At 59.4% G+C, this 25,490-nt stretch carries 19 protein-coding genes and 1 pseudogene; 2 read left to right on the plus strand and 18 right to left on the minus strand.

The genetic code is table 11. The features are described 5' to 3' along the window. Positions 1-35 precede the first annotated feature (35 nt). From JL37_RS30595 to JL37_RS25550, 5 genes and pseudogenes are all read right to left on the minus strand, one after another. Entirely contained in the window at positions 36-755 is a 720-nt protein-coding gene (locus JL37_RS30595) for a hypothetical protein (protein WP_156124400.1), read from the minus strand. A 458-nt stretch (positions 756-1,213) separates the two neighbouring features. Next, on the minus strand, positions 1,214-4,582 hold the full coding sequence (locus JL37_RS30600) for a hypothetical protein (protein ID WP_156124401.1): 3,369 nt from the start codon (positions 4,580-4,582) through the stop codon (positions 1,214-1,216). Between the two features lie 22 nt (positions 4,583-4,604). Further along, positions 4,605-4,944: pseudogene (locus JL37_RS31095) on the minus strand (hypothetical protein). Between the two features lie 1,326 nt (positions 4,945-6,270). Continuing rightward, the gene (locus JL37_RS25545; protein WP_043547790.1) at positions 6,271-8,139 is read right to left on the minus strand and encodes an ATP-dependent endonuclease; all 1,869 of its coding nucleotides are present in this window, start codon (positions 8,137-8,139) and stop codon (positions 6,271-6,273) included. A gap of 356 nt (positions 8,140-8,495) precedes the next feature. Then, positions 8,496-9,521: a hypothetical protein gene (locus JL37_RS25550; protein ID WP_043547791.1), complete on the minus strand. Its 1,026-nt coding sequence runs from the start codon at positions 9,519-9,521 to the stop codon at positions 8,496-8,498. 326 nt (positions 9,522-9,847) lie between these two features. On the opposite strand from JL37_RS25550, the gene JL37_RS25555 reads away from it, so the two are divergent. Next, positions 9,848-10,411 (plus strand): hypothetical protein, encoded by a 564-nt coding sequence (locus tag JL37_RS25555; protein WP_043547793.1) that lies wholly within the window; start codon positions 9,848-9,850, stop codon positions 10,409-10,411. Between the two features lie 343 nt (positions 10,412-10,754). Here the strand turns inward: JL37_RS25555 and JL37_RS30225 are convergent, their stop codons facing one another. Both JL37_RS30225 and JL37_RS30230 read right to left on the minus strand, forming a co-directional pair. Continuing rightward, the gene (locus tag JL37_RS30225) at positions 10,755-11,636 is read right to left on the minus strand and encodes a restriction endonuclease (RefSeq protein WP_081955204.1); all 882 of its coding nucleotides are present in this window, start codon (positions 11,634-11,636) and stop codon (positions 10,755-10,757) included. 533 nt (positions 11,637-12,169) lie between these two features. Next, positions 12,170-12,481 (minus strand): hypothetical protein, encoded by a 312-nt coding sequence (locus JL37_RS30230; RefSeq protein WP_081955205.1) that lies wholly within the window; start codon positions 12,479-12,481, stop codon positions 12,170-12,172. A gap of 559 nt (positions 12,482-13,040) precedes the next feature. Between JL37_RS30230 and JL37_RS25565 the strand changes: the two genes are divergently transcribed. Next, a complete protein-coding gene (locus JL37_RS25565; protein ID WP_043547796.1) occupies positions 13,041-13,253 on the plus strand; it encodes a hypothetical protein in 213 nt (70 codons plus the stop codon). A 46-nt stretch (positions 13,254-13,299) separates the two neighbouring features. Here the strand turns inward: JL37_RS25565 and JL37_RS25570 are convergent, their stop codons facing one another. From JL37_RS25570 to JL37_RS25620, 11 genes are all read right to left on the minus strand, one after another. Continuing rightward, positions 13,300-14,157, minus strand: coding sequence for an SAM-dependent methyltransferase (locus tag JL37_RS25570; RefSeq protein WP_043547797.1), 858 nt, complete (start codon positions 14,155-14,157; stop codon positions 13,300-13,302). Positions 14,158-14,245: 88 nt separating this feature from the next. Then, positions 14,246-14,521 carry a hypothetical protein gene (locus tag JL37_RS25575; RefSeq protein ID WP_043547798.1) on the minus strand — a complete coding sequence of 92 codons (276 nt, stop codon included), beginning with the start codon at positions 14,519-14,521 and terminating at the stop codon, positions 14,246-14,248. Between the two features lie 367 nt (positions 14,522-14,888). Next, entirely contained in the window at positions 14,889-16,058 is a 1,170-nt protein-coding gene (locus JL37_RS30235; RefSeq protein WP_081955206.1) for a CMD domain protein, read from the minus strand. 20 nt (positions 16,059-16,078) lie between these two features. Beyond that, on the minus strand, positions 16,079-17,377 hold the full coding sequence (locus tag JL37_RS25585; RefSeq protein WP_043547799.1) for an acyl-CoA thioesterase/bile acid-CoA:amino acid N-acyltransferase family protein: 1,299 nt from the start codon (positions 17,375-17,377) through the stop codon (positions 16,079-16,081). A gap of 3 nt (positions 17,378-17,380) precedes the next feature. After that, complete coding sequence (locus tag JL37_RS25590; RefSeq protein WP_043547800.1) at positions 17,381-18,964, minus strand: ABC transporter substrate-binding protein; 1,584 nt, start codon at positions 18,962-18,964, stop codon at positions 17,381-17,383. 77 nt (positions 18,965-19,041) lie between these two features. Next, on the minus strand, positions 19,042-20,061 hold the full coding sequence (locus JL37_RS25595; protein ID WP_043547801.1) for an ABC transporter ATP-binding protein: 1,020 nt from the start codon (positions 20,059-20,061) through the stop codon (positions 19,042-19,044). Then, entirely contained in the window at positions 20,058-21,065 is a 1,008-nt protein-coding gene (locus JL37_RS25600) for an ABC transporter ATP-binding protein (RefSeq protein ID WP_043547802.1), read from the minus strand. Before JL37_RS25600 ends, JL37_RS25595 begins: the two co-directional genes overlap by 4 nt. Continuing rightward, complete coding sequence (locus JL37_RS25605; RefSeq protein WP_043547803.1) at positions 21,062-21,979, minus strand: ABC transporter permease; 918 nt, start codon at positions 21,977-21,979, stop codon at positions 21,062-21,064. Before JL37_RS25605 ends, JL37_RS25600 begins: the two co-directional genes overlap by 4 nt. Beyond that, positions 21,976-22,950: an ABC transporter permease gene (locus JL37_RS25610; RefSeq protein WP_043547805.1), complete on the minus strand. Its 975-nt coding sequence runs from the start codon at positions 22,948-22,950 to the stop codon at positions 21,976-21,978. Before JL37_RS25610 ends, JL37_RS25605 begins: the two co-directional genes overlap by 4 nt. Further along, positions 22,947-24,422: an NAD(P)/FAD-dependent oxidoreductase gene (locus JL37_RS25615; protein ID WP_043547806.1), complete on the minus strand. Its 1,476-nt coding sequence runs from the start codon at positions 24,420-24,422 to the stop codon at positions 22,947-22,949. The genes JL37_RS25610 and JL37_RS25615 overlap by 4 nt, the downstream gene beginning before the upstream one ends. Next, positions 24,419-25,396, minus strand: a complete 978-nt coding sequence (locus JL37_RS25620) for a LysR family transcriptional regulator (protein WP_043547807.1) — start codon at positions 25,394-25,396, stop codon at positions 24,419-24,421. The genes JL37_RS25615 and JL37_RS25620 overlap by 4 nt, the downstream gene beginning before the upstream one ends. Positions 25,397-25,490 lie beyond the last annotated feature (94 nt).

The following is a 25,490-nucleotide window of genomic DNA, read 5'->3' on the forward strand; positions in this document are numbered from 1 at the left end:
CGCCGGTTCAACAGTTCTTGAGAGCGCGTAGCTAATCATCCCCTAAAGACGGTAGGGAGACCTCGATGTGAAGCCCAACGCAAAAAGAGATCGTTTTTAAAGTACCACTGAATGAGTTCAATTTCTTTCGCATCCGGATGAACTATAAGGTTCCAATGGCTGACGCGATTTTGAATGTCGAGCTCAGTCTCAGAAATGATTAATACGAAATCGATCGGCTGACAAGTACGGTCGCCATTTAATTCCCTCTTTCCCAGATTCTCTCTTATCGCAATCGTAAGGTCCGAAATTTCTATCGATAGATCTCTCGCATTAATTATAATAACGCCGCACGATGCACCCGGAAGCAAAAAAAGATTCTTCATGCTTCGCAGTTGCGGGCGAGCAGAGTTTATACAGTTACCAATCACGCTTCGATAGAAGAAATCTAGGGATTCTCGCTTTAACCGCTCGCCATCAGGATGCCGACAAAATATTTGCTCGACATCAACAGTTCCAAACCAGAATTTTCTCAACCAGGGGTCGGACTCCGCTTTACGGTTCAGCCACTCATTGAGTTGCGAGCCTCGATTACCAGATAACGATTTGACCTCAACGATAATACTTCGCTGCATCAGAAAATAGTCTGCGCGTTGTAATGAATTCCCATCGTGTGCCAAAAACATACTCGCGGGGAGATCATCGAGATTCTCAGCCAGAGGATCAACATGCACGATTTGGTCGAGTATTAACTTTAAATCTCTGTCTACGCTCATGTCGATGCCTCCGATATAATTACCCGTGATGACCGGTGGCAACCGAACGGCCAGAGTCGATAGATATTCGGCTATTTTCAATCGTCACGGGCGTAAATTTTAACCCTGATGTCGCCCCTTTAAACATAGGTCAGCGTAGTTTCCACGCCGCGTCGGTGTAGCGAGCAACCATCGCCGACAGCTCCAGGCCAAGAGCAGTCTTTTAAAGCTCCCCTGTAAATGACTGCTTCGTTAGGCCAAAGAGGACGTCGACCAATCAGTAGGCCCAGATTTGTTGCACCCTAGCGATCGCCAAGGTATCAATGCCGACTATCCATGGTTGGCATTTGTGTCACTTCACTTAGGAATGCCGTCTGAATAGATCCAAAGATGAGTTCCATCGGCTCGCGATATTTCTTGCAAGTGGTTTTGGCGTTTTCGAGCAAACCAGTCACTGCGAGCCTATGAGCTTGAGTTAGCTAGTTTCTGTTAGCTGTGGAAACCTGAAGGTGCGTTGGCGTGGATTCCTCTTTTAATAGATCGGAACCGATCGACCGAAAATGTTCGGTAATCGCTTTTAAAGACATGAAATGCCCTTCAGCAAAGCCTAAAAATTTTCGGTCAATATGCTTCCAAAGAATGTGGTGCCCCCCGGCCCTGGAGGACATGTACTTCATAGCTTTTGCTAGTCGGAGTTCCGTGTTGCCTTTGCCTAATGAGAGATATAGGTTGAGTCCGTGATTAAATACATGGTCGGTAAAAATCTGCCAAGGTGTGTAACGCGGCCATGCAGTTCTGAGATCCATACCAAAGGTATAGTGGCTGTGCAGATGAACAAAAATCAAATGGAGCAACAGCTCGGATTTCCCTTCATCTGAAAAAATTTGGCGACCGTGATTTTTTATCAGCTGGAACAGAATGAAACTCGCCAACGGATTTGGTATTTGTGCTAGCGAATGAAGATCTTGAGCAGTGAGTGCTAGTGGAAGTGCACCAACAGCGTAAAGTAAGAAGCCGTGCCGTAGACTCTCAAAATCGAATTCTTCTTTTGACACAGCCCGAAGAACTATAGCGGCTACATTTGCCGTAGGGCTCTTGTTGTCGTGGTGTAGAGCAGAAAAAGCCCCATCCATACAAAACCAAGGAATGTTATTGGCCATGGAAAGCTGAATAGCATCATAGACGGTAGCATCTATCCCTTCCTTGATTGAAAAAACCTCAAGATTTGCATCATGAGTCATCGGATAGGCTACAGATGCCTTATCCCGAACTAATTGCAGCATCTCTACTATGTGTGCGTTATTTTCGCGAATATCCGATGCCGTGGTTCGAACAAGTCTTCCACTATCCGTCACACCTAAGAGCATGAAATTTTCATCGGAGATTTCATTGATGAACTGTGTAAGCTTCTCTTTGGTGGCTGCGGGTAAAATAAATGAAATGCCAGCGTCTAGTACCGCGCGGACTAGGTTTGTAGTTGCTAAGTAGCCAATACCGTAAGCGTCAAGCACAATGGCATTAGGGCTAGCCTCCCCTTGATTCCATAGGGGTGATTTGGGAATCCGGACGTCAGGCCAGCAATTCAAAGCGCCCTTAAAAGCGTCATTTGGATAGAGCGCGTGACCACGAATATATAACGGTAAAGCGTCAATCTCCTCCAGTTGCTTGCGACGCTCTGCATCTGAATTTTGGCCAATTTTTTTCTCTAAATAGGGTACTAACTCAGCTGGATCAGATGGCATCTGCATCATAACGAAGCAATCACTGCCATCGTTGTGAGTATGTCGCAGTTTTAATGCAAGACGTAAACACCCCACGTAAGGGGGCAAGCGGTCTATCACCCTGTAAGTAGCCATTCCCAAATTGGCGCTTTCGCCTTTCGGCAGATCTTGCAGCAGCTTCCCCAATTGGCTGGAGGACCTCAATGTGTACTCACCGGAGCTTTGGTTTTCCTCAACGATCAGCCGAGTCTGAATATTTCCCTCCTGCTCATACTCAATGGCAACTGCACACCGATCTAAAGTAGCCGAGACATCAAAGTCTAAACCGGTCATGAGGCCTGTGCCAAAGTGGAAATTTACTAAGTCGACGGCTCGGTCTCTGGGGGATTGGATGAACCAATCCACCCACAGCGGCTCTACGCGTTTGAAGTTACCGGCTCGGGTAAGAAACCCAAGAATGGCCATTACCTCGGGAATGGGAGATTGCAGCACAGCATCAGGTATCCTCTGATGAAAAAGCTGTTGCTCGGCTAAACTCTGATGCCGCGCTCGAAGGTGGCAGCCCTGATACCAGGCATATGCCATATCAGGTGCATACTCGACCATCAGATCATTGAATTTAAGTGCAGATGCGATATCCCCCATTCGCTCGGCTTTCATCGCATTGAGGTTTAAGATCATTGCAGACTTTTCTGCGTCTTTGACTTTGTCGATCACCTTCTCGAATGTTTCGTACTGCTCCGCTTCAAGTAGGTATCTCAGATAGGCTACGACGAACTGAGACGGCCACAACGTGTCATCGGGTATGAGACGGGAGGTGAATTCGATCGCCTTATGAGGCAGTTTGCTGGCGGATAGCTTTTCTGCCAACTTAAATACCGCTTCCGGCATCAAGGTCGTTATGTCGTTTCCCCATTGTGAAATGAAACAGTCTGCGTGCTCGGCCAAATCCTGCCTCTGCCGTGCGCTATGGTTATCTTCATCATGCTTAAGGGCGTGGGCTAACAGCCGAACGTAAGCTTCCTCCATTTCAGAGGCGTCATTTAGTATATGCTCACGACCGACCCATTCTTCCAGCTCGGTTGGTGTTGCGAGTCGAAGAAAGGGCATTATGTCGCTGATGGGATGGCTATTCGCTGCAAGGAACTGCTTGCACCAGGCAGTGCGCTTTTGAGGATTTTCAGTTGCCGCTTTCAGCTCCCTCTGTGATTCGTTCAGAGCGGTCTCGTCACCTAAAGCAGCCTTGCTCATCGCAATAGAATCAGATCGAGTGGGATCAAGATTCGGAAGGTGCTTTTTCAACGTTCTGAATAGGCTGATTGGTGCGTAGCCTTGATAAACGTTGAAAATTGAGCAGGCCAGCTCCTGAGCGCGTATGTCGGTGCCTGCCGATTGCTCTAATAGCTGAACAGTGCGGTCAGCCAGGTCATCAAGCCCTTCCTTCACTTCGGGCCGGTTCAACCAAAAGTGACATCTCGCAAGATCAGGGTTGAACGACATGCCCATTGCGATGGCAAGAAGCACCCTGGAGTTGTAGGAGGGAAACCACATATCCAAGTGCTTGGCCATTCGCATCATCAGATCTGTTAGTTGCAGTCGGGCGGCACCTTCAGCGGCCCCAGTCAGTTCCGCCTCTGTGGGGCTTCCTTTTCCCGCTGCCTCTAGGTACTCCTTGTCTGCGTACAAACGCAGATATGTCTCTTGCGAGTACGATCCGGGAGGAGATTTTCCCTCAAAAAGGTCTCTCGCCGCCTGTTCGCGATCAGTACCACTCGACAACTTCAGGAGCGCCGCTAAGCACATGTCCTCAACAACGTCGTTGCTTGCGGTCGAGATGATCTGCGCAACGGTTCTCCAGGCAGAATCGTGATCTTGAGCGTCAACCAGTCCACTATAGATTGAAATGACCTCTACCAAGGCTGCGGCTTCGGGGTCTCGCTGGGCCATGGCTTTGAGCATGACCATCTGAGTTTTGGCCGTAGCATGATCCTTTCTTCGGAGGCTTTCGAACACCAAATCCATTGGAGGAATCAGATCAGCCGGAGCCAGCGATTTGATCTCGACCATGATCTTATCGCCAGCCACGTTATCACCAACGCCGTTGTGGCTCTGCTCAATTGTGCTCACGTGTGCTGTTCCTGATTATTGATCACTGCGTGATTTTGTTGCCGGCTACATTGTCGCCACTACCGTTGTGCGTTTGAGTGACTGTATTGATCGTGGATGGCGCAGCTATGGCAGCCTTTGCGTTGATTTCTTGAAGGAGGGTGAGTAATTGCGGAGAATTCTCTAGGCGGCGATTAATGGCTAGCTCACTTAACTCGTCGTTGATATTGAGTTTCGCGAGTTCGGTGGCCAAGGCATGCAACTACCTCGTCTTTAATCCAGCTACCTAAACGATTCTTTAGAATATCGCCGCTTAATTGAGCACCGCGTTTCAAGACGTCGTAAACTGCGCTTGCGATGACACCGGTAGTAATGAAATCCATTCTAGATATTCCCTTGGTGTGAGAAAGGTTGGCTCTGTCGGTAGCTATTCGGGGGATACTGTGCACCTATAGCCGAAAGAAAGCCTGACTTGCATTGTTGTGCCTGACCAGCGATTGTCTACTGCTTGTGATTTCTTGCCGCTCAAAACAGTGGCACTACTCAAGAATGTATCAAAAAAAACAAACAGGTGTTATCACTGTTGAAATTCATCTCATAAGCCAAGCAAGGCATCTGCGCTTCGCCGCGCTGCCCCAGGTTTCGCTTGTTTCCCTGTGGGGACGGGCGGACGCCCACCTTGCACATCCCTGACGCCTTCGGCCCGGTTTCACCGCTTCGAGCAGAAATAGGTGTCAGACTACAATTTCGCTATCAATAACTGAAAAATTGTAGTCTGACATTTTTTCGCGAGCGGTATCGAGGTCGACTAGAACTTATCAAACACGACCACCATCCGATGCCCTAGGACTTTTCCCAGCTCTACAGCCAATGCGTCGTCTATGCTGGGTCCATCGAACCCAAAAGTGAGGTTCCCCAATCCCCGTGCCAGCGGTAAAAATCGCCATTGATTGATACTGTCCGATTGTCGACAACTTGGGCATTCTAGCGAGCCACGTTCCCCCGAATACCAGGCGGAAATCATTTCTTGCCACGGGAGAGAGGCGGCATCATGCTCTGCGGAGCAGCACGGGCAGCCCAGCACCTCCACCGTCTGCGGCCCAGCGTTGTAGACGCGCCGCCCTACGATTGCGCCTATCCCGTTTCTGCTCTGCTCGTTTACCCATTTGGCCCACCGAGCGATACCCGGGCCAGGCGCGTGGCTGACCGGGGAAAGGCGACTTCGGCCCCAGGCGAGGGAATAGCAATGCACATTGCTTCCATCCAACTCATGCCGCTCTTGGCGAATGCAGGCGCTTCTTCCAGGGTGACATCGAGATCTACGATGTAGATGGGTGAGTCGCTCATTGGATGATGAAATTCGATACGTGGTTTCGTGGACACTACGTGCCAGTATATTTATTAGGTCGACATGGTACGAATCTCCTTCCCTATCCACATTCCGCTTCGGGCCAAGCAGACCTAAGAATAGATCGGAAATTGGGACGATCACTGACTACGGCACACTGTGTGCATGCGTCCCTATTCGCCAATCCCGTATTGTCAGCAATGGGTCGACAGCAGACAAACGAGAACGACCATTTTCGACTCGTTGCTGTCATCCGCTCAACGATCTCGAACGTCGGCAGTGCAGCGGGAGCGGACTGTCGTGGACCGTAGCCGGAAGACTAATTCCGCATAGCTGACTTCGCATGTGATGCTAGCGTGGGCTACTCAGTTTGAGATCCCGGGAGTTTTTTGAGGACTACCATATTCACATTCTCGTCGACGCCAATCTCGAAAGGAAAAGACTCCCGCTTGAAGAGGGGGGAGGCAATGTCAACCTTAATTCGGAGAGCCTTATTGTCTGAGCGATTGTTTAGGTTGAATACCCCCGCATGCGAGCCAATAGTCGCTCTCGCGATTGCGTTCAGCTGTTCATCTGAGGAAGACGCCGTCATCGACAGGAATGCCGCACTCAATGCAGCGCCAAGTTTCGGGCGAAGTAGGAGGTCTTCATCGACGCGGTGATTCGGCGCAACGAGCGTCAGCGCTTCGAGTACATCAGCATAGTTGCGTTCGAGTTCGCTTGGCTCTGATGAACCAAACTTTGCCGCCACCGCTGCCGCACGATCAGGTTTATTCTTGTCGGATGCTTCATCTCCGTAGTAGTTTTCGATCGCTCCGCGTCTGAGAAAAAAGCATCCCAGTTTGGACAGCGCTTGGAGAAGTACCTCGAATCGAGTTCGTAGACCGGATGCATCTGCAACTGCCGATATCTCAAAGGAGTTTGGCTCAGTTAGCAAGCGCGCAAGGGTAACGCGTCTAACGCTCAGCGACGTGGACTCACTGCTTGACCAGTCGTCGTACGTATTCGCAGCGGCGACAACAGCTGTCTCGTGTTTGGCGATGAACTTCGATAGGTCAGTGCGCAAGTCTTTATCGAGGTCTGTGAGCGACGTTCGTCCGATGCTTTCAGCAACCGCTGACGCCTCTGGGAGGTCACTGAAGTCACGGACTAGTGCGTTGTCATCTGCTAAGGCATCCAAATCTGCGAGTACGGCAACGTGCTTGCCTATCAATCGAAATAGTTTCGCGGCCTCAGGAAACTCGCCTTTGCCTGTCACAGGGAGGATCTGAGCATTGCGCGCCAACAGTCGTTGGTTCAAGCGACTTGCAAGCTGTGAAGCTATGATTTCGTCGCTGGGACCCTCAACCAACAGCACGCGCTCAGCAAATACCGCCATACGGTGGGTGGCGCTAAGTCTGGCCATCAGTGCTGAGAGCTTCGATCGTCTAAGGATCTCGTCGCTCTCGTTGACTTGTGCCGGAGTTCGAAGAGCCGAACTAAAGAATGCGATTGACGGCAACTCGCTCAGCGAACGAAGTGGTATCAGAGCCGTCGAATGAGTTGCAACGACGATGAGCTTCTTGCCTGCGTTGATAGGATCTCCCGCGACACGCTGCATCTCTTCCAGAATGAACGCCTGATGCTGGGGATGCAGTGAGATTTCGGGTTCATCTATCAGTAGCGCGCCAATCTCATCATTGTGGATTGCCGCGAGAAGGGCAATCAGTTGGAGAACCCCGCTTGCCTCGTGGTTCGCGGCGTACGGACTACCACCCAACATAGGGGAAATCGCTACCGTCAGTCCGGATTGCGACCAATTGAAATCGATACTTCGATCAAACAATTGTTGCAGTCGTGCTTCAACCTTCAGGCGCAGATCTGCTCTTTGATTTAATGCTAGCAAAACACCAGTGATCGACTCCAGATCCCACCACTGGCTTTGATGATAAGTCTGGCCGACGGCGGCATCCTCTTGCTGAATGGAATTTGGATCGTAGACCGCCGACCGGAATTGCTCCATCGGACTGGCTCGCCCTGCGGCGAGAAAATGAACCTTGCGTCCCTTATCCGAAATTCCGCGAACGGATGCAACGGCACTCTTGATCGCACGCAGGGCGCGTGTTTTGCCAGTGCCGTTTGGGCCAACCAGCGTGGTCAAACCTGGTTGCACGACGACGGCACCCGGACTTGAGGCCTGTCCAACCAATGTGATACTGACCTTTAAAGGCCAAGTCTGCTCATCTGACATGTAAACTCCCTTGCCTCGCTCCTAAATAGCTAAAGCCGATTCTGCCAGTTCTTCTTGGGTTTGCTAGCGCCTTGTTCTGCTTTGCATTGGAGAGCCGCCGCTCGAAACGTGCGAGGTGTACGGCAGCAACCAGCCTATAGCGGTCGCTTAGACGGTATCTTTCAGTGGCGCCTCATGGCCGGAGGCCGGAAGCTGCCGTCAGCGCGGGCAGCCGCTCTCGACTCGTTGCCATCATTGGCAGGGTGCGCAAAAATAGCCAGTGAGGCCATAACTCTTATCCCCTCGGATTGTTCGATATGAGACTTCGATATCTATCCTAGCAACGCGCTGAAGGGCGATCGTCGCGAAGCCGCGATTCACGGCTTGAGCGCCGGCTCTTGGCTGGTGAGCATGCGCATCAACAAGAAGTCGTCGGGGCACCGTTCCTCGAGATTGCCGTCCGGACGCACGATGAAGCGGCCCAGGCGCTCGTGATCGAAGAGATTGGCCGAGAGAGGTCGCTCGGCGTATGGATTGTGGAATACGTAGAGCCCGTCGAGCAGGTGCTCGGCATAGTTGGCCTTTGTCGCCGTGCGCACCTCCGGCATCAATCCCGGACCGCTCGAGGGGTGGACGGTTGTGAACTGGATCTTGCGCTCCGGCGCATCGGCCAAGGCCCGCACCTTACCCCAGGTAGCCAGCGGTCCGTACACCACGGCCGACACCTCCTTGTAGGCATCGTCCGAGAACATCCCGACCGGCACGTTGGCTGTGTCATGCTTGGTGACGGCCTCGATGTCGCGCGTGATCACGTTCTCAGCCTGGGCCGCGATCGTCGCGTCCTCGTCGAAGTAAATTCCGTACAGGGTGGCCATGATTGGGCGGTTTGCCGCGAGGTGTGCCAGCGGACGGTCGAACGGTGCAATAGCGATCACGTAAGGCTGGTCGCGCACATGGGTTAGCTTGGCGTAGTGCTGACGATACTTGTGTACTTTGCTGGTGAAGCTGTTGCACAGGCGCAAGATCGCCTGACGATTGAACTCGCCAAAGTCGTCGGGAATTTCGGGTTTGCGCAGCCCGTACGCGGGCACCCCGCCTTGGGCCGCCGAGGCGATAGTGGCTTCCATTACGAATGGTGTAGGCGAAGTTACGACGAAGTCAGGCGCGTGGAACGAATAGTCCAGACGCATGCCCATGCCCTTGAGTACAGCGTGCAGGTAGAGCTCCCAGAAACTCGATTCGAAGCTCGACTGGAACTCTTTGACGAACTTCCCATCGCGGTCGATGAAACCCGCGGCCCATCCCTGTATGACCGCGCGTTCTGGAGCGTGGGCAGGGTGCATCAACAGCTGAAAGATGTAGTGCTGCTTGTCAGGCGGCACCAGGGGCTGAAATAAATCCATAAATCGCTCGGCGGGTTAAAGGGCGGGGCGGCACCAGATCAGTGAGCACAGACCAGCTCCAAGTCCCGGCGTCCTTCTTCTTGACTTGGTAAACCCCAGCCCATGTTGGCTCGGTCGCAGAATCTAGTTCTGCAACGTCCTGAACGGATTCAAAGAGGAGGAGGAAATCCGGCTCATTGGCCCCTCCTAAGTCGCTTCGTTTACGTGGTGGAGTTCTTTGACGCGCCGCCTATCATCGTGGATCAATAGATTTATGTAAAGTCTTGTAACATCCTGCCTCGTTATAAACCACGATGTTGGATCTCGAAATCTAGGAGGAAAGAGGCATGAAAGACGATTCAGATCCGTCGTACGCCAAAGAACTCGCCGAGATGGAAGCCTGGGACAGGATGCTCTGGCTTGCTCGGGCCTACTTGGAGGCAAGCGAGGCGTTGTGCCGCGCGATGCTCGATGGAGGATTTTCATCTCAGTACTCGTCGAGCCGAGTCGTCCTTCATATAGCTCGCCAGGGTATTGAGCTCTTTCTCAAGGGAGCCATCGCCGCTCATGGCGGGGCGCCTGAACACCTTGGCCACAACCTCAATAAGCTGTACCGAGAATACCGGCGCATTTACCCAGAGCTTCGGTACCATTTCGAGGTGCCGCGCCAGTTTTTGGTGTCCCTGAACGAGGAGCTGTTTCCTGAAGATACCGACGCATTCCATGGAGTATTGGACCAGCGCCATCGATACGCGACAGATAGAAAAGGTGCTTCTTGCGCTATTCCGGAGACTTTCGACCCGGTGACAATGAAAGAAACGCTTAGCGAACTTCGTCGCGTATCCCAAGTTATCGAGTGGGTCGAGTTACGGCCATATCTAAAGGCGGTGCACGGGAAGGGCGGGAGTTGACGCACGACTTCAGGTGTCTGTGCCTTAAGATATGGGTAAACAAATGCCCGGTTCGCGCCTGACGCGGTCGTTCGCGGGATTAATTAAAAGGCCGCTTTTGGCCGGGAGCCGTCCTTGACGACACACCGCAGCCGACCCGAAGTTGTCTTCCATGGGCCAAACCCCGCACGTTCGAAGCTCAAGGTCGCTCATGATACGTGCGGGATCCTTTCCGGCGGGGCGGGTGAATGGGACAGAAGGGTATGTGTTATTTTTTTCAAAGCGTGGCTCTATAGGGTTTTACAGAGAACTCACCCCATGAGATTTTCGCGTATACAAACGACTCAGCCACCTATTGATTTCGCTACAATCTGTTCATATGGAACGCTCCGCCATAATTAAGGGAAGAAACGCTGCCGGTATGGGCCAGAGCCAATTCTTTCAACCCTGTTGGGTCAAAATCTCGGATTTGGGCCGCTTTCAACATATCGAACAATTTGGCAGCATCGGTGCATTTCAGTTGGATTCCAGAAATTTGGGCTTGACCGCATAACTTCGGGGCACCAGCGGTAAAACTTGACGTCGTCACGAAAACGCCTCGCAGTGTGCCATGCAGCGTCAATGCACCTACGAACTCACGAAGTTGCTCTACCCCAATCTTTCTCCTATAACGTTTCACCTGGACACCGAATTGTTGGCCGTGAGGATCGAAGCCGAAGATATCGAGGCCACCATCATGAGATCGGGAAGAGATATGAACATCACACCTAAAAGACCGAAATATACTAGCGACTACGTCTTCCAATATGTATGGGTCGATGAGAAATCTCTGGTCATATCGCGCCGCTAGAAAACTCCGCACCTCTGAAAGCGGAGCTGAGATGTCTGGAAAATTTTGTGATATAAGGGCGCCAGCCGCCCATTGAAACGCCATATATGGCATCTTTGGCGTGTCATACTGTACTTCTTGGATAATGCACCACCATCCGCAGACGGGGCAGCAATAAAATGCTGCGTCATCAGGATGACAGACATGCGTAACCGTAAGGTGAGAGGAAAATATCTCATCGACGTATTTTATATTTTCTTTTGTTGTTGCTGTGTGCTCAGTTTTTATCTTATCCTCGTCTATTTGCCATTTATTTTTTATTGCCTCCATCATCATGCGTGTTTCGCAGAAAACACAGATTTCTTGCACAGGGCCCATGATATTTATGTCATCATTTGTGGAAGCATGACGCCACATAGAACTCTCCCAAAAGGCGCTCGCTGGAATTTTTCATGCTTTCCCTTGGCATTTTGACTATATCGACGACGTTTGCAATTTCGCCGTGGGATTTTGTTTGCTAAATATACATCGAGCCACTCGGCATCTATCTGTTAGCTTCAATGCCAGCAGGTCAGTTCGTAGATAATATCCGATCAATCACGTTAACAATTTCAATACAAAAAACGCGATCTTGACTCATTAATGAAGAGGCGACATCAGATCGTTCACCAAATGGACCGAACGAATGAGCTAGACCTTCTCGCATCTTCCGTCGTCAGCATCGATGCAAACATGGTTGACTCATGGAACGCGGCTCTCAATGGATTCGCGAGCGCGCTATTTGATGCTGTGCCTGCATCCAACGAGGGCATCTAACCGTGTAAAAGACTCCTCTTCCTACGGCCACTGGCGGCTTCTGGCCGAAGGCCGACCTTCGCATTTCTCATACTTCGGCAAGCACTACGGCGAATTGGCATCCGAGCGATGCCAATTCGCGCCAACCGTTCGAATTAATGAACCGAATTTTCCTCATCGGCGAATCCAATGGCTACCTGCACGCCATGAAGCGCTGTCCCCACCAGATCCGCAACATGATCACAAAGACTCTCAATCCCGCCTAGCAAATTGGAAGTAACCCAAGGGTCTAGCGGTTGCGCGCCAGAACTCGTCGGCTCATTCGCGCTATTACCCACAATCCGGGCAATAGCCCAGATTCCCTGGCAGGCGCGTTCTATCTTCCGAAGGTCCGCAAAGCGAATGGAGCCAATCTCCGGATCATCCGGCGTGGCCCAGCGGTCAAGGGTGTAGGGGTGGTCGTTCATAGTGGCTTCCTTTGTCGTGAAGCCCGCGCCCCGCTGTCAATCGGGGTGGGCGGGCGCAAGGCCGGGTTGACAGACCGGTACAAAGGAAACCGGCGCACGCGAACGTGCCCCAGCCTAGGCCCGCCCATAGAGGGACGTGCGTCAGCCTACGGACATGAAAACGCCGCTATTGCAGCGGCTGTCCGCCCTTTGTCATTCCGGCTGTCAATCCGGTCGATCGTTGGTGCGATCGCAGGGCGAGTATAGGCGCAACGCATATTGGCAGCAGTGCCAAAGGTGGCATTTTCGTCCCTTTCTGAGACGAGCGCTCAAAAAACAAAAGGACCGCGTGCCGTCCTTTGTCAATTTTCATTCACTCTGCTGCAAGAAAAGCCGATCTTCAACGCCAGCAACCCAATGCGTTCGAGCGTCTCGGTCAACTGCTCGGAGGGCTTTTCCTCAGCAAATCCTTCTGCCGCGCAATGATCAATTCATTCGTGATCAAAGGTATCGATTTCCGACTCAGCCCGAATTCGCCATCTCCATCTCCTACACTACCCATCAATCACCAGGGAGAGATATGTCGATTCAAACCTTAAGCCGCTGCAGCATCATCCTGTTTCTCACCGCGCTGACTTCGGGTTGTTCAATAGGCAACGAGTGCGCGTGGTACCGCAGCAGCTGCATGTATGAAGGCCAGTACGAGCAGGGCGAGGAAGATTACGCGGAATCCGAAGCGCAGCGCCTGAACAAGAATTCAACGGATCGCTTGCGCCGTAGCTCTGGCGATTGATCCATGGATCGGGCCTTTCGCGCTAGCGGAACATGGCGGCCGCTTCTCAGGCCGCCGTCGTCGGCTCTGGCAGGAAAAACCGATCCTTCAATTCCTGCAAGCCAATCCGCTCCAGCATTTCCGTAAGCCGCTCAGCCGGCTTCCTGCGCGGCAAATCCTTGTACTGCGCAATGATGAGTTCATTCTTCATCGAATGCTCCCATCCCACCAGCTCAGTCACGCTGACCTGATACCCATGCGCTTCCAGCTGCAAGCACCGCAGCACATTGGTGATCTGGCTCCCAAACTCCCGCGTATGCAGCGGATGCCGCCAGATCTCAGCCAGCGGGTCGGCCAGCGCCTTAGCCTTGTTCTTGCGCAGCACCGAAGCCACTTCCGCCTGGCAGCAGGGGACGACGACGATGTACTTGGCCTTCTTCTCCAAGGCGAAATGGATCGCGTCGTCGGTGGCGGTGTTGCAGGCGTGCAGGGCGGTGACGACGTCGATGGTGGCGGGTAGTTTGTCCGAGGTGATGGAGTCGGCAACCGAGAGGTTCAGGAACGACATGCCGGAGAAGCCCAGGCGCTTGGCCAGTTCTTCCGACGACTTCACCAGTTCTTCGCGGGTTTCGATGCCGTAGATGTGGGAGCCGTTCTTCAGCGCCTCGGGCTGTTCCTTGAAGAACAGGTCGTAGAGGATGAAGCCCAGGTACGACTTGCCCGCGCCGTGGTCGGCCAGGGTGACGGCGCCGCGTTGTTGTTGGACGTCTTTGAGCAGCGGTTCGATGAACTGGAACAGGTGGTAGACCTGTTTGAGCTTGCGGCGGCTGTCCTGGTTCATCTTGCCGTCGCGGGTCAGGATGTGCAGGGCCTTGAGCAGTTCGATCGACTGGCCGGGGCGGATGTCGTGGGTTTTGTCGGACATGGGGTAAGGCAATGCGCCCCGCTAGGGCGGGGCGCAGGGGAAGGCGGAAAGTGGCAGTTTAACGCTTCTATAGGGGCGGCCGTGCTGCTCAGGGCCCGCCGCCGTATTCCTGTTCGCTGCGCGCAGCGCCCGGGCATTGGGCGTCCAGCGATGCGCGGTAGGCGACGCAGCCTCGCATGAACTGAGGCCAGGCGGGGACGATGGGAGGCTTGCCGGCCTGTTCGGGCAGCAGGTCCCATAGTTTTGGATGGTGCCAACAGAGGTCGTGGCCGGTGGCGTCGCGGTGGGCGCGCACGCCGGCGCGCAGTTTTTTGACTTCGCTGATGAGTTGCTCGCGCGTCATGGCGTCAAGGTCATGGTCCATGGCTGGGCTCCGTGTCTTGTTCGCGTGGGCGTCTGCCGCGGCGGGCCGAAGTGGGACGGGGCGGCAGGATGGCTGGCGGCGGGGAGGCCGCTGGAACCAGTGTACGGCGATGGTTGATTTGTGTCTGACACCCGGGGGCAGGGGTTCATGTTTGAAGGTCTGCGCGTGGGGTGTCAGACACTGGGGCGGGTGGCGCTTGTCGTTGATTTGTGTCTGACACCCGGGAGCAGGGGGTCATGTTTGAAGGTCTGCGCGTGGGGTGTCAGACACTGAGTCTGGGCAGCGCTTCATGTTGGATTTGTGTCTGACACCCGCAAGCAGTGGTCCATGTTTGAAGTTCTGCTCGTACGGGTGTCAGACACTGAGATCACGCCTGCGGGAATACCGGCTCGCCCAAGTTCAGCATCAGGCGGTTGGCCCACGCGAAGATGGCATCCGAGTGCAGCAGGTCCAGCACTTCGCCTTCGTTCAGGCCCACGTCCTTCAGGGCCTGGATGCTGTCGGCGTTCACCGTCGCGGGGGCGTCGGTGATCTGGATGGAGAACTTGCCGATGGCCAGTTCGCGGGCGGTGGTGCCGGCGGTGGCGGGGTCTTCGAAGACCTGGGCGATGACGTCGTTGCGCTTGGCCAGCTGTTCGAAGCGCTGGGCGTGGACAGACGCGCAGTAGACGCAGCCGTTGACGCGGGACACGACGGTGGCGCCCAGTTCGCGTTCGGCGCGGGACAGGCCGCCGGGCGCGTACATGATGGCGTTGAATGCCGTGGAGCGCTGGCGCAGGATTTCGGGCTGATGCACCAGGAACAGGTAGTAGTCCGAGACCTTGGCCTTGGGGTGGCTTTCTTCCAGGACGGCGACTTGTTCGGGCGTGGCGGTTTCGACGTTGACGACGTCGAGCCAGGCCTTCCATTCCAGGCTTTCGTTGGTGAAGCCGTGGTTCTTGATGACGGCGCCGGGCGCGGTGGCGGCGGTGTTGGGCGGGAAGGGCGCGGGCGGGTTGCCGGCGGCGCGGCCGGGCTGGCCTTCCAGGGCCTTCATGGCTTCCAGGCCGGCGACGAGGCGGACCTGGTAGGACAGGAAGGCGATGAGCTGCGACAGGGTGACCACGGCGGGCGTGGAGACGCCGGCGGCGGGCAGGGTCTTGAGCGCGGCTTCGTCGCCTTCGACGGGCTTCTCGATCAGCTTGCGCGTGTATTCGAGGATGGCGGCCAGGCGCGGGGTGGCGGCGTCAGACGGCTTGCCGGATTCGGCGACGGCGATGTCGGCGGGCGTGGCGCCGGCGTCGGCGAGGCGGGCGCGGTAGTGCGCGGCCAGCAGCGGCGACGGCGTGATGCGGGTGGCGTACAGCGCGACCAGCAGGCGCTCGGCCAGGGACAGGCCGGGCAGCGCGGGGTCGAACAGGGCGTCGTAGCTGCCTTGGGTGGCGGCGGCGACTTTCTCGCGCTGGTGGCGCGCTTCGTAGGTCTTGCCGCCGGGCGCCAGGGCGATCAGGCGATCGACCAGGTCGTCGGTGACGTTGTAGACGATGGGTTCAGCCATGCGGGATCTCCTTGTTTCTCTCAGGCGGCGCGGGCGCGGACGGCGGCGTCCAGGAACTTCAGCACGCCTTCCCAGGATTCCTGGTCGGCGCGGGCGTTGTCCTTGGGAGTGCCGCCGCTGGTGCTGATCTTGCCGGACACGGGGTGGGCGTAGACGTGTTGGGTGGTGGGCACGTACGGGAACAGGATGGAGTGCCCGCCGTTCTCGTAGTCCAGCCATTGGACCGGGTAGGGGTGCTTCACCTCTGCCAGCTTGTCCTTGACCATCTTGGAGTACAGGCTGGACGGCCAGGAGCCGTCGTCGGTGCCGGACAGCAGGATGACGGGGCCCTGGATGTCCTCGACCTTGATGCGGGCGCGGGCCACGGCGTCGGGGTCCTGCAGCGCGGTGAGGATGGCTTTCTCGTGGCGGTGCGGGGCAGGGCCTTCGTCGAACGGCGCCCAGGTGGCGGTGCGGTTGTTCTCCCAGACGTGAGGGATGGGCTTGCCGCCCAAGAGCCACGTGGGGCCTTCGCGGCCGATCTTGGGGTCGCAGGCGTTCTGGCCGCTGTGGACGACGGCGCCGGGCACGTAGGCGACCACGGCCGAGACTTCCTCGGGGAAGGTGGCGCCCAGAAGCAACACCAGTTCGCCGCCGCGCGACTGGCCGCTGATGGCGACGAAGTCGTGCTTGGGCTGGACCTTTTTGCGTAGCCAGCGCAGGCCGGTCTGGAAGTATTCCAGCGGGGTGTTGGAGATGTAGTCCGACAGGCCGGGCGCCTTGAAGTAGGCGAGCGCGAAGGCGGCGTAGCCGCGCGAGGCGTAGAGCGCGGCGCGTGGTTCGTTGATGCCGCCGCCCGAGCCGTTCAGGATCATGACGGCGGGGTGCGTTCCAGGCCCGGCACCGGGCGGCAGGTACAGAGTGCCGACCAGGCCTTCTTCGCGCACGTCCTGGCGCGTGACGCCCTCGGACGCCAGGCTCTGTGTGAAGCTCGCCTGGGCCTGGGCGCCGCCGGCGCGCGCCACCACGTCGGTGACCAGGGCCTCGGTCACCGGCTGGTTGAATTGCTCGCGGCTGGGCGAGTCCACGGGACACTGCGACCAGACCAGGCCCATGGGGGCGACGCCGGCGTAGTCGCCGGACGCGGGGGCGTCCCGGCTCAGGTCGACGGTGCCGTGCGCATCCGCCACGAAGGCGGCCTGGCTTTGCCAGAGCACGCCCTTGCGGCGGGTCAGGGCGGTGATCTCCACCGTCTGGCCGGGCTGGGCGTGATCGACCCGGATGTGGCGCGGCACGTCGATCAGCGCGTCCGCGGGGGTGATGGAAAGAGTAAGGGCCATGGCTTATTTGCCCGCGTCTTTGCCGGAGTCCTTGGTCACCATCATGGCGGCCGTGCGGTCGCTGGTCATGGGGGTGACCTTCAGGCCCTTCTTGGTGGCCCAGATGTTCTTGTAGTGGAAGAGCGGGATGATGCCCACGTCGTCCGACACGATCTTGACGGAGTCGCGCAGGATGGCTTCACGCTTGGCCACGTCGAATTCCGAGGTGGATTGCTCCAGCGCGGCGTCGACCTTGGGGTTGCTGTAGCGGCCCCAGTTCGAGGCGCCCAGGCCCTTCTTGGCGTCGGCCGTGGCCAGGATGTTGACCAGCGCGTAGCTGCCTTCGCCGGTGCCGTTGCCCCAGGCGAGCATGCTGACCGCGAATTCGTTTTTGTTGGCGCGGCCCGAGTACACGGCCCACGGCACCACTTCCACCTGGGTCTTCACGCCGATGCGGGTCCAGAACTGCGCCACGGCCTGGGCGGTTTCCGGGCCCTGCGGGTAGCGGTCGTTGGGCACGTGCATGGTCAGCTTGAAGCCGTCGGGGAAGCCGGCTTCGGCCAGCAGCTTCTTGGCCTGGGCGGCGTCGTTGGGGATGTCCTTGACCTCGGGGTTGTAGCCGAAGGTGCCCTTGGGCATCCACTGGTTGGCTTCGGTGGCGGCGCCTTGCAGGATGCGGTCGGCGATGGCCTTGCGGTTGATGGCCAGGTTCAGCGCCTGGCGCACGCGCACGTCCAGGAGCGGGTTCTTGTCCAGCGGCTTGCCGTTGTTGTCGGTGATGTACTGGTTGGGCGCGGGGTTGAAGCTGGGCTGCAGCAGCATGACGCGCAGGCCGTCGTACGGATAGACCGAGATATTGGACGCCTTCTGCAGCTTGGCCAGGTCGGACACCGACACCTTATCGATCACGTCCACGTCGCCGGCCAGCAGCGCGGCGGTGCGGGCGGCGGCGTTGTTGATGTAGCGGTAGTTGACCTTGTCCCAGATCTGCTTGTCGCCCCAGTAGGCGTCGTTGCGTTCCATGATGACGCGGTCGCCCGGGGTGTAGGACACGAATTTGTAGGGGCCGGTGCCGACCATGGCCTTGCCCGAGTTGTAGTCTTCGGTGGTGGATTTTTCGCCGACGTGCTTGCTGACCACGTGCACCGAGGCCAGGTTCAGCGGCAGGTCGGGGTTGGGGGCCTTGGTCTTGACGATGAGGGTCAGCGGGTCCTTGGCGCTCATCGTGTCGATGGTGCGCAGGTAACCGGCATAGGTGGCCACGCTGCCCGGCACGGCGCGCGCGCGGGTGTAGGAATAGATCAGGTCGTCGGCGGTGAAGGGCGTGCCGTCCTGCCACTTGACGCCTTCGCGCAGCTTGAATTCCCAGGTCTTGTCGTCCAGCGGCTTCCAGCTCACGGCCAGGCCCGGCTGCAGCTTGTTCCACTTGTTCTCGATCAGCAGGTCCCAGAAGTGCAGGGCCACCGAGCGGTCACCGGCGTGGTTGTTCAGCTGCGGGTCCAGGGACGACAGCGGATCGGCGAAGCCGATGGACAGGTCGTCGGCCACGGCCGCGGCCGAGGCGCCGAGGATGGCGGCGGTCAGGGTGGTGAGAATCAGGCGTTTCATGTTCGGGGTCCTTGGTAAAGGGGAGAACTAGAGGTTGATCCCGGAGGCCGCGGCGCATGGCGCCGCGGCCGGCGTGTTCAGGCCATGTCGTTCAGGTGACAGGCGCTCAGATGGTTGATGGCGATTCCCTTCAGCGTGGGAACCTCGGTCTTGCAGCGCGGCATCGCATGCGGACATCGCGGATGGAAATGGCAGCCGCCGGGCGGGTTCAGCGGGCTGGGGATCTCGCCCTTGATCGCGGTAAAGGTCTTGTGGCGCGATTTCAGGCTGGGGATCTCGGCCAGCAGGGCCTGCGTGTACGGGTGGTTGGGGCGGCGGAACACTTCTTCCACCGTGGCCGTTTCCACGACGCGGCCCAGGTACATGATCACGACGCGGTCGGACAGGTGCTCGACCACGCCCAGGTCATGGCTGATGAACAGGTAGGTCAGCCCCAGGTCTTCGCGCAGGTCCATGAAAAGGTTCAGGATCTGCGCCTGGATGGACACGTCCAGCGCGGCCACGGCTTCGTCGCAAACCAGCATGGACGGCTGCACGGCCAGCGCGCGGGCAATGCCAATGCGCTGGCGCTGGCCGCCGCTGAACTGGTGGGGATAGCGCTGGCGCAGCGCCGGGTCCAGGCCGGCGCGTTCCATCTGGGCGCTGACGTAGTCGTCGAAGTCGCCGTTGCCGACCAGCCCATGGATGCGGGCCGCTTCGCCCACGATCTCGTCCACGCGCAAACGCGGATTGAGGCTGGCGTAGGGGTCCTGGAAAATCATCTGCACTTGCAGGCGCGCGGCATGGGCCTGGGCCGAGTTCATGTCGGCCGGGCGCACGCCGTTGATGCGGATCTCGCCGCCGGAGGGCGTCAAGAGGCCTGCGGCGATGCGGCCCAGCGTGGACTTGCCGCAGCCGGATTCGCCGACCAGGCCGACCACTTCGCCGGGCCGGACCACCAGGTCCACGTTGTCGACGGCGCGGGTGATGGCGGGCGGCTTGGACAGGCCCAGGCGCTGCATGGCGCGGCCGGCCGGGCCGACGGGGCGCTCGCCGAAACGCTTGCTGACGCCGCTCAGGTCGATGAGCGGCACGGGGGCGGAGGCGGGCGTCGTCATGCCATCACCTCGCTGGCCTGGATGGTGGGATGGAAGCAGCGCACGCGATGTCCGGGCAGGGCGTCGGTAATGGCGGGTTGCTGGCCGCAGGCGGCGGTGGCGCGCGAGCAGCGCGCCGCGAAGGCACAGCCCGCGGGCAGGTTGAGCAGGTTGGGCGTCATGCCGGGAATCTGGCGCAGGCGCTGGCCGCGCCGGTTGTTGCTGGGCAGGCTGTCGATCAGGCCCACGGTATAGGGATGCTGCGGGCGGTCCAGCACGTCGTCGACCGTGCCGTGCTCGACGATGCGGCCGGCATACATGACGGCCACGTCGTCGGCCAGCCCGGCCACCACCGACAGGTCGTGGGTGATCCAGATCAGGCTGGTGCCGTGCTGCTGCGCGAGCTTCTGCACTTCGGATAGGATCTGCGCCTGGATGGTGACGTCCAGCGCGGTGGTGGGTTCGTCGGCGATGATCAGGTCGGGCCGGTGCAGCATCGCAATCGCGATGGCCACGCGCTGGCGCATGCCGCCGGACAGCTGGTGCGGGTAGGCCAGCAGCCGTTCCTCGGGGCTGGGGATGCCCATCATGCCCAGGGTGTCGCGCGACAAGGCGCGGGCTTGCGCCGCGCTCATCTTGCTGTGGGCGCGCACGGTCTCGATCATTTGCGCGTCGACCCGCAGCACGGGGTTCAGCGTCATCATCGGATCCTGGAAGATCATGGCGATGCGGTTGCCCTGCAGCTTGCGCAGTTCGCGCGGCGCGAGCTTGGTCAGGTCGCGGCCCTGGAACAGCACTTCGCCGCCGACGATGCGGCCCGGCGCGTCGACCAGCCCCATGATGGAGAAGCCCGTGACGGACTTGCCCGAGCCGGACTCGCCGACCAGGCCCAGGATCTTGCCGCGTTCCAGCGTGAAGGAAACGTCGTCCACGGCAGGCAGCACGCCTGCGCGGGTATGGAAGTGGGTGCGCAGGTTGCGCACCTCCAGCGTCGGCGCGCCGGCAGTATGGCGGTCGGCGCTCATTTGTGGGTCCTCGGGTTCAATACGTCGCGCAGGCGGTCGCCCACCAGGTTGATCGCCACGATGGTGACCAGAAGCGCGATGCCGGGATAGAAGCTGATCCAATATTCGCCGGACAGCATGGTCTGGAAGCCGTTGGAGATCAGCAGCCCCAGCGACGGTTCGGTCACGGGCACGCCCAGGCCCAGGAAGCTCAGCGTGGCTTCCAGCGTGATGGCGCGCGCGATCTGCAGCGTGCCGATGACGATGAGCGGCGGCAGGCAGTTGGGCAGGATGTGCTTCAGCATGATCCGCCAGTTGGGGATGTCCAGGCAGCGGGCGGCCTCGACGTATTCGCGGCGGCGCTCCACCAGGGCCTGGCCGCGCGCGGTGCGGGCGTAGTAGGCCCATTCCAGGATCACCAGGGTCAGCACCACGTTGCCCACGCCCTTGCCCAGGTAGGCCAGGATCATCATGGCGACGAGGATGGACGGGAACGACAGGATCAGGTCCACCAGGCGCATGATCAGCGCGTCGACCTTGCCGCCGGCGTAGGCGGCGAGCAGGCCCAGCAGCGTGCCGACGACGCCCGCGATGAGGGCCGAGCCCACGCCCACGACCAGGCTGATGCGCAGGCCGTACAGAATGCCCGAGAGCAGGTCGCGGCCCTGGCCGTCGGTGCCCAGCCAGTAATGGAAGGTCTCCAGGCCGTTCATGGCGCCGGGCGGCAGGCGCGCGTCCAGCACGTCGATCTGCAGCAGGTCGTACGGATTCTGCGGCGCGATCCAGGGCGCCAGCGCGGCGGCCAGGATCAGCAGCACGGATACGGCCAGGCCCAGCACCGCCGTCTTGGACGAAAGGAATTCGGCCAGGTTGCGGCGCCAGGGCGATTCGCGGCGCAGTGCGGGAGTGGGGGTAGGAGTAGAAAGGGCGCTCATGCCGAGGCCTCCAGCCGCACCCGCGGGTCCAGCACTTTATAAAGAATGTCCACGATCAGGTTCAGCGTCACGAACAGGAAGACCACCACGATCAGGTAGGCCACGATCACGGGGCGGTCCAGCGCGTTCAGGCTGTCCAGGATCAGCTTGCCGGCGCCGGGCCAGGCGAAGATGCTCTCGGTGACCACGGCGAAGGCGATGGTGGAGCCCAGCTCCAGGCCCAGCACCGTCACCAGCGGGATCATGGTGTTGCGCAGCACGTGCACGCAGACCACGCGCATCGGCGACAGGCCCTTGGCGCGCGCGAACTTCACGAAGTCCTGCGGCAGCACGTCGCGCACGCCGGCGCGCGTCAGGCGGATGACCAGGGAAATCTTGAAGAGCGACAGGTTGAACGCCGGCAGGATCAGGTGGCGCCAGCCGTCGGCCGTCAGCCACGACCACTGGAAGCCCAGGAACTCCACCGTCTCGCCGCGGCCGCTGGCCGGCAGCCAGCCCAGCGATACGCTGAAGGTCATGATCAGCATCAGGGCGATCCAGAACGTCGGCAGCGAAAAGCCCACGATGCTGCCCGCCATGATCATCTTGGAGAACCTGCCATCCGGATACAGGCCCGCGTACAGGCCCAGCGGCAGGCCCACGACCACGGCCAGCATCATGGCGGCGATGGCCAGCTCGAAGGTGGCCGGCAGGCGCTGGATCACCAGTTCCACGGCCGGGATGTTGTAGACGAAGCTGTTGCCCAGATTGCCGTGCAGGGCGCCGTTCAGGAACGCCAGGTACTGTTCCCACAGCGGCTTGTCCAGGCCCAGTTCGGCGATGATGCGGGCGCGGTCCACCTGGTCCACGTCCTGGCCGATCAGGATGTCCACGGGGTTGCCGATGGCGTGCAGGCCCACGAAGACGATCAGCGTCATCAGGAAGACCACCACTGCGGCTTGCGCGATGCGGCGCAGCAACCAGCCGGTCATTGCGCGGTCTCCGATTGCGGGGCGGAGGCGGGCGCCGGGGCCGGGACCCACTCGTCGCCGTACACCTCGGGCTCGGAGAAGGCTTCCATGTTGGCGTAGTGCGTCTCCACGTCCTCGCGGTAGAACAGGCCGGCGATGCCTTGCGCCAGGCGCTTGGCGCCCTCGCTGATGGCCGGGATGTCGCCCGAGATCGTGCCCTGCGTCAACGCGGCGGGGTACGAGAAGCAATGCACCCGGTCCAGGCCGGGACAGGCGCCTGGCGTTTTTTCCTGCAATTCGAAGACGGCGCCCAGGTCGGGCGAGTCATGCAGTTCCTGGTCTTCCTCGCCGGCCGGCGGCACGTAGCGGTCGCCCCAGGCGCGCACGTGCGGCGCCAGCGCGGCGAATTCCGGACGCGCGGTCCAGTCGATGCGGAAACCCGTGGAGAAGATCAGGAAGTCCAGCGCGAACACGCCCTTGGGCGTGGTGACGCGGATCTCGTCGTCCACCAGGGCCAGGTCCTGCACGCCGCAGCCCAGGTTGAAGCGGGCATTGGGGTGGCGCGACACGCGCAGCGTGCTGCCGCGCGGCGGCGGCACCTGGGCGGCGTTGATGTAGTGGCGGATCTTCCACTTCCATTCGTCGGGCAGCGTCAGGTGGCCGTGGGTCAGGCCGGGGTTGCCCGCGCCCTTGCCCTTGTTGACGCGAGGAATGTCGCTGCGGCGGATCAGCAGGTCCACGCTGGCGGCGCCCGCTTCCAGCGCGGTGGCCGCGCTGTCCATCGCGGAGGCGCCTGCGCCCACCACGCCCACGCGCTTGCCCGCGAGCGTGTTGTAGTCCATGACGTCGGACGAGTGCGCCCAACGGCTGCGCGGCAGCTTCTTCGCGAAATCGGGCACATAGGCGCCGCCCAGGCCGTCGCGCCCGGTCGCCAGCACCACGCGGCGCGCCAGCACCGTGCTGCGCCCGGCGGGGGATTCGATATCGAGCTGGACCAGCTTGTCGGCGCGCGGCAGCACGGCGCGGATGCGGTGCTCGTTCCGCACGTCCAGGTTCAGCGCGCGGCGGTACCAGCGCAGGTAGTCCATCCATTGCAGGCGCGGGATCTTGTCCAGGGCTTCCCAGGCTTCGGAGCCGAACTGGGCCTCGAACCAGGCGCGGAAAGTCAGCGCGGGCAGGCCCAGCGCAGGGCCCGTCAATTGCTTGGGCGAACGCAGCGTTTCCATGCGGGCCGTGGTGGCCCAGGGGCCTTCATAGCCTTCGGGCGCCTGATCGAATATGGGCGCATTGACGCCCAGGTGCGTCAGCGACGCCGCCGCCGCCAGGCCCGCCATGCCGCCGCCGACGATGGCCACGTCCAGCACCTGCCGGCCGTCGACATACCGGGGCGTAACCCAGTTCTTGGCGGGAATATCTAGCCACGACAGGTCTTGCCGCAGGCGCGCTTCCAGCGCTGCGAGACCTTGCGGCGGGGTGGCTACAGGCTGATTCATATAGCAGGGGATTCCGTAAGAGGGGCGTCGTCACCGTAGATCGACTGCAATAGCGCCGAATGCTCGCAGGCGTCGTGCAGCACGAAGCCGGGCAGCAGGTCCGCCGCGGCTTGCGCCAGCGCATCCGCCATGGCCTGGCAGGCCGGCGTCAGCGTTTGCGACTGCGGGGTGATGACCCCGAAGAAAAAGGGGATGTCCAGGTCGATGGGGCGGATCGCCACGCCCGGCATGGGGGCGCCGTAGGCGGTGATCGGTTCCAGCACCGACACGCCCAGCCCGGCGCGCACGGCGGCCAGGGCGTTGACGGACGAATTGGTTTCCATGGTGCCCAGCGCCTGGGCGTTCTGCGCCAGCGCGGCGTCCAGGCGGCGGCGCAGCCGGTAAGGGTTCGCCATGGTGATCAGGCGGCGCCCGGCCAGAGCCGCTACCGGCACGGCGGCTTGCTGCGCCAGCGGGTCGTTTTCCGGCAGCGCGGCTACGCAGGGGGCTTGCCCGATCCAGTGCACCGTCAGGCCGCGGTGCTCCAGCGGCAAGCTGGTCGCGCCCAGTTGCGCGGCGCCCGACAGCACGGCATGCACCACGCGTTCAGGCGAGGCACTGCGCAGCTGGATGCGGGCGGCGCCTACGCGGGATTCGATGCGCTTGAGCGCGTCCGGCACCAGGCCGGCCGCCAGGGCGGAGGTGGCCGCCATCAGCAGGGGCTGGGCCTGGCCGCGGGCGATCTCCTCGGCCCTGCCGCGGATCTGCTGCAGGCTGGTCAGCGCGCGTTCGACGTCGTCATACAGCAGGAAGCCTTGCTCGGTGGGCGTTACTCGCGGACCGCTGCGGGCGAACAGCGGATAGCCGATCTCGGCCTCCAGTTCCTGCAGCAATCGGCTGATCGCTGGTTGCGAGCGCCCCAGCAGCCGGCCGGCGGCAGTAACGCTGCCCGTGGACATGACGGCCGCGAAGGCCTCGAGTTGACGAAGTTCCATCTGAATTGATTTATGCCAAGGACGAATTCTTGCCCGCCAAGTATGCGCTTTGCAAATAATTAAAGAGCATAAGCAAATTCCCTAATGGGGTTTT

The sequence above is a fragment of the Achromobacter sp. RTa genome (assembly GCF_000757485.1).
In the GTDB taxonomy this organism is placed as follows: Bacteria; Pseudomonadota; Gammaproteobacteria; order Burkholderiales; family Burkholderiaceae_B; genus Achromobacter.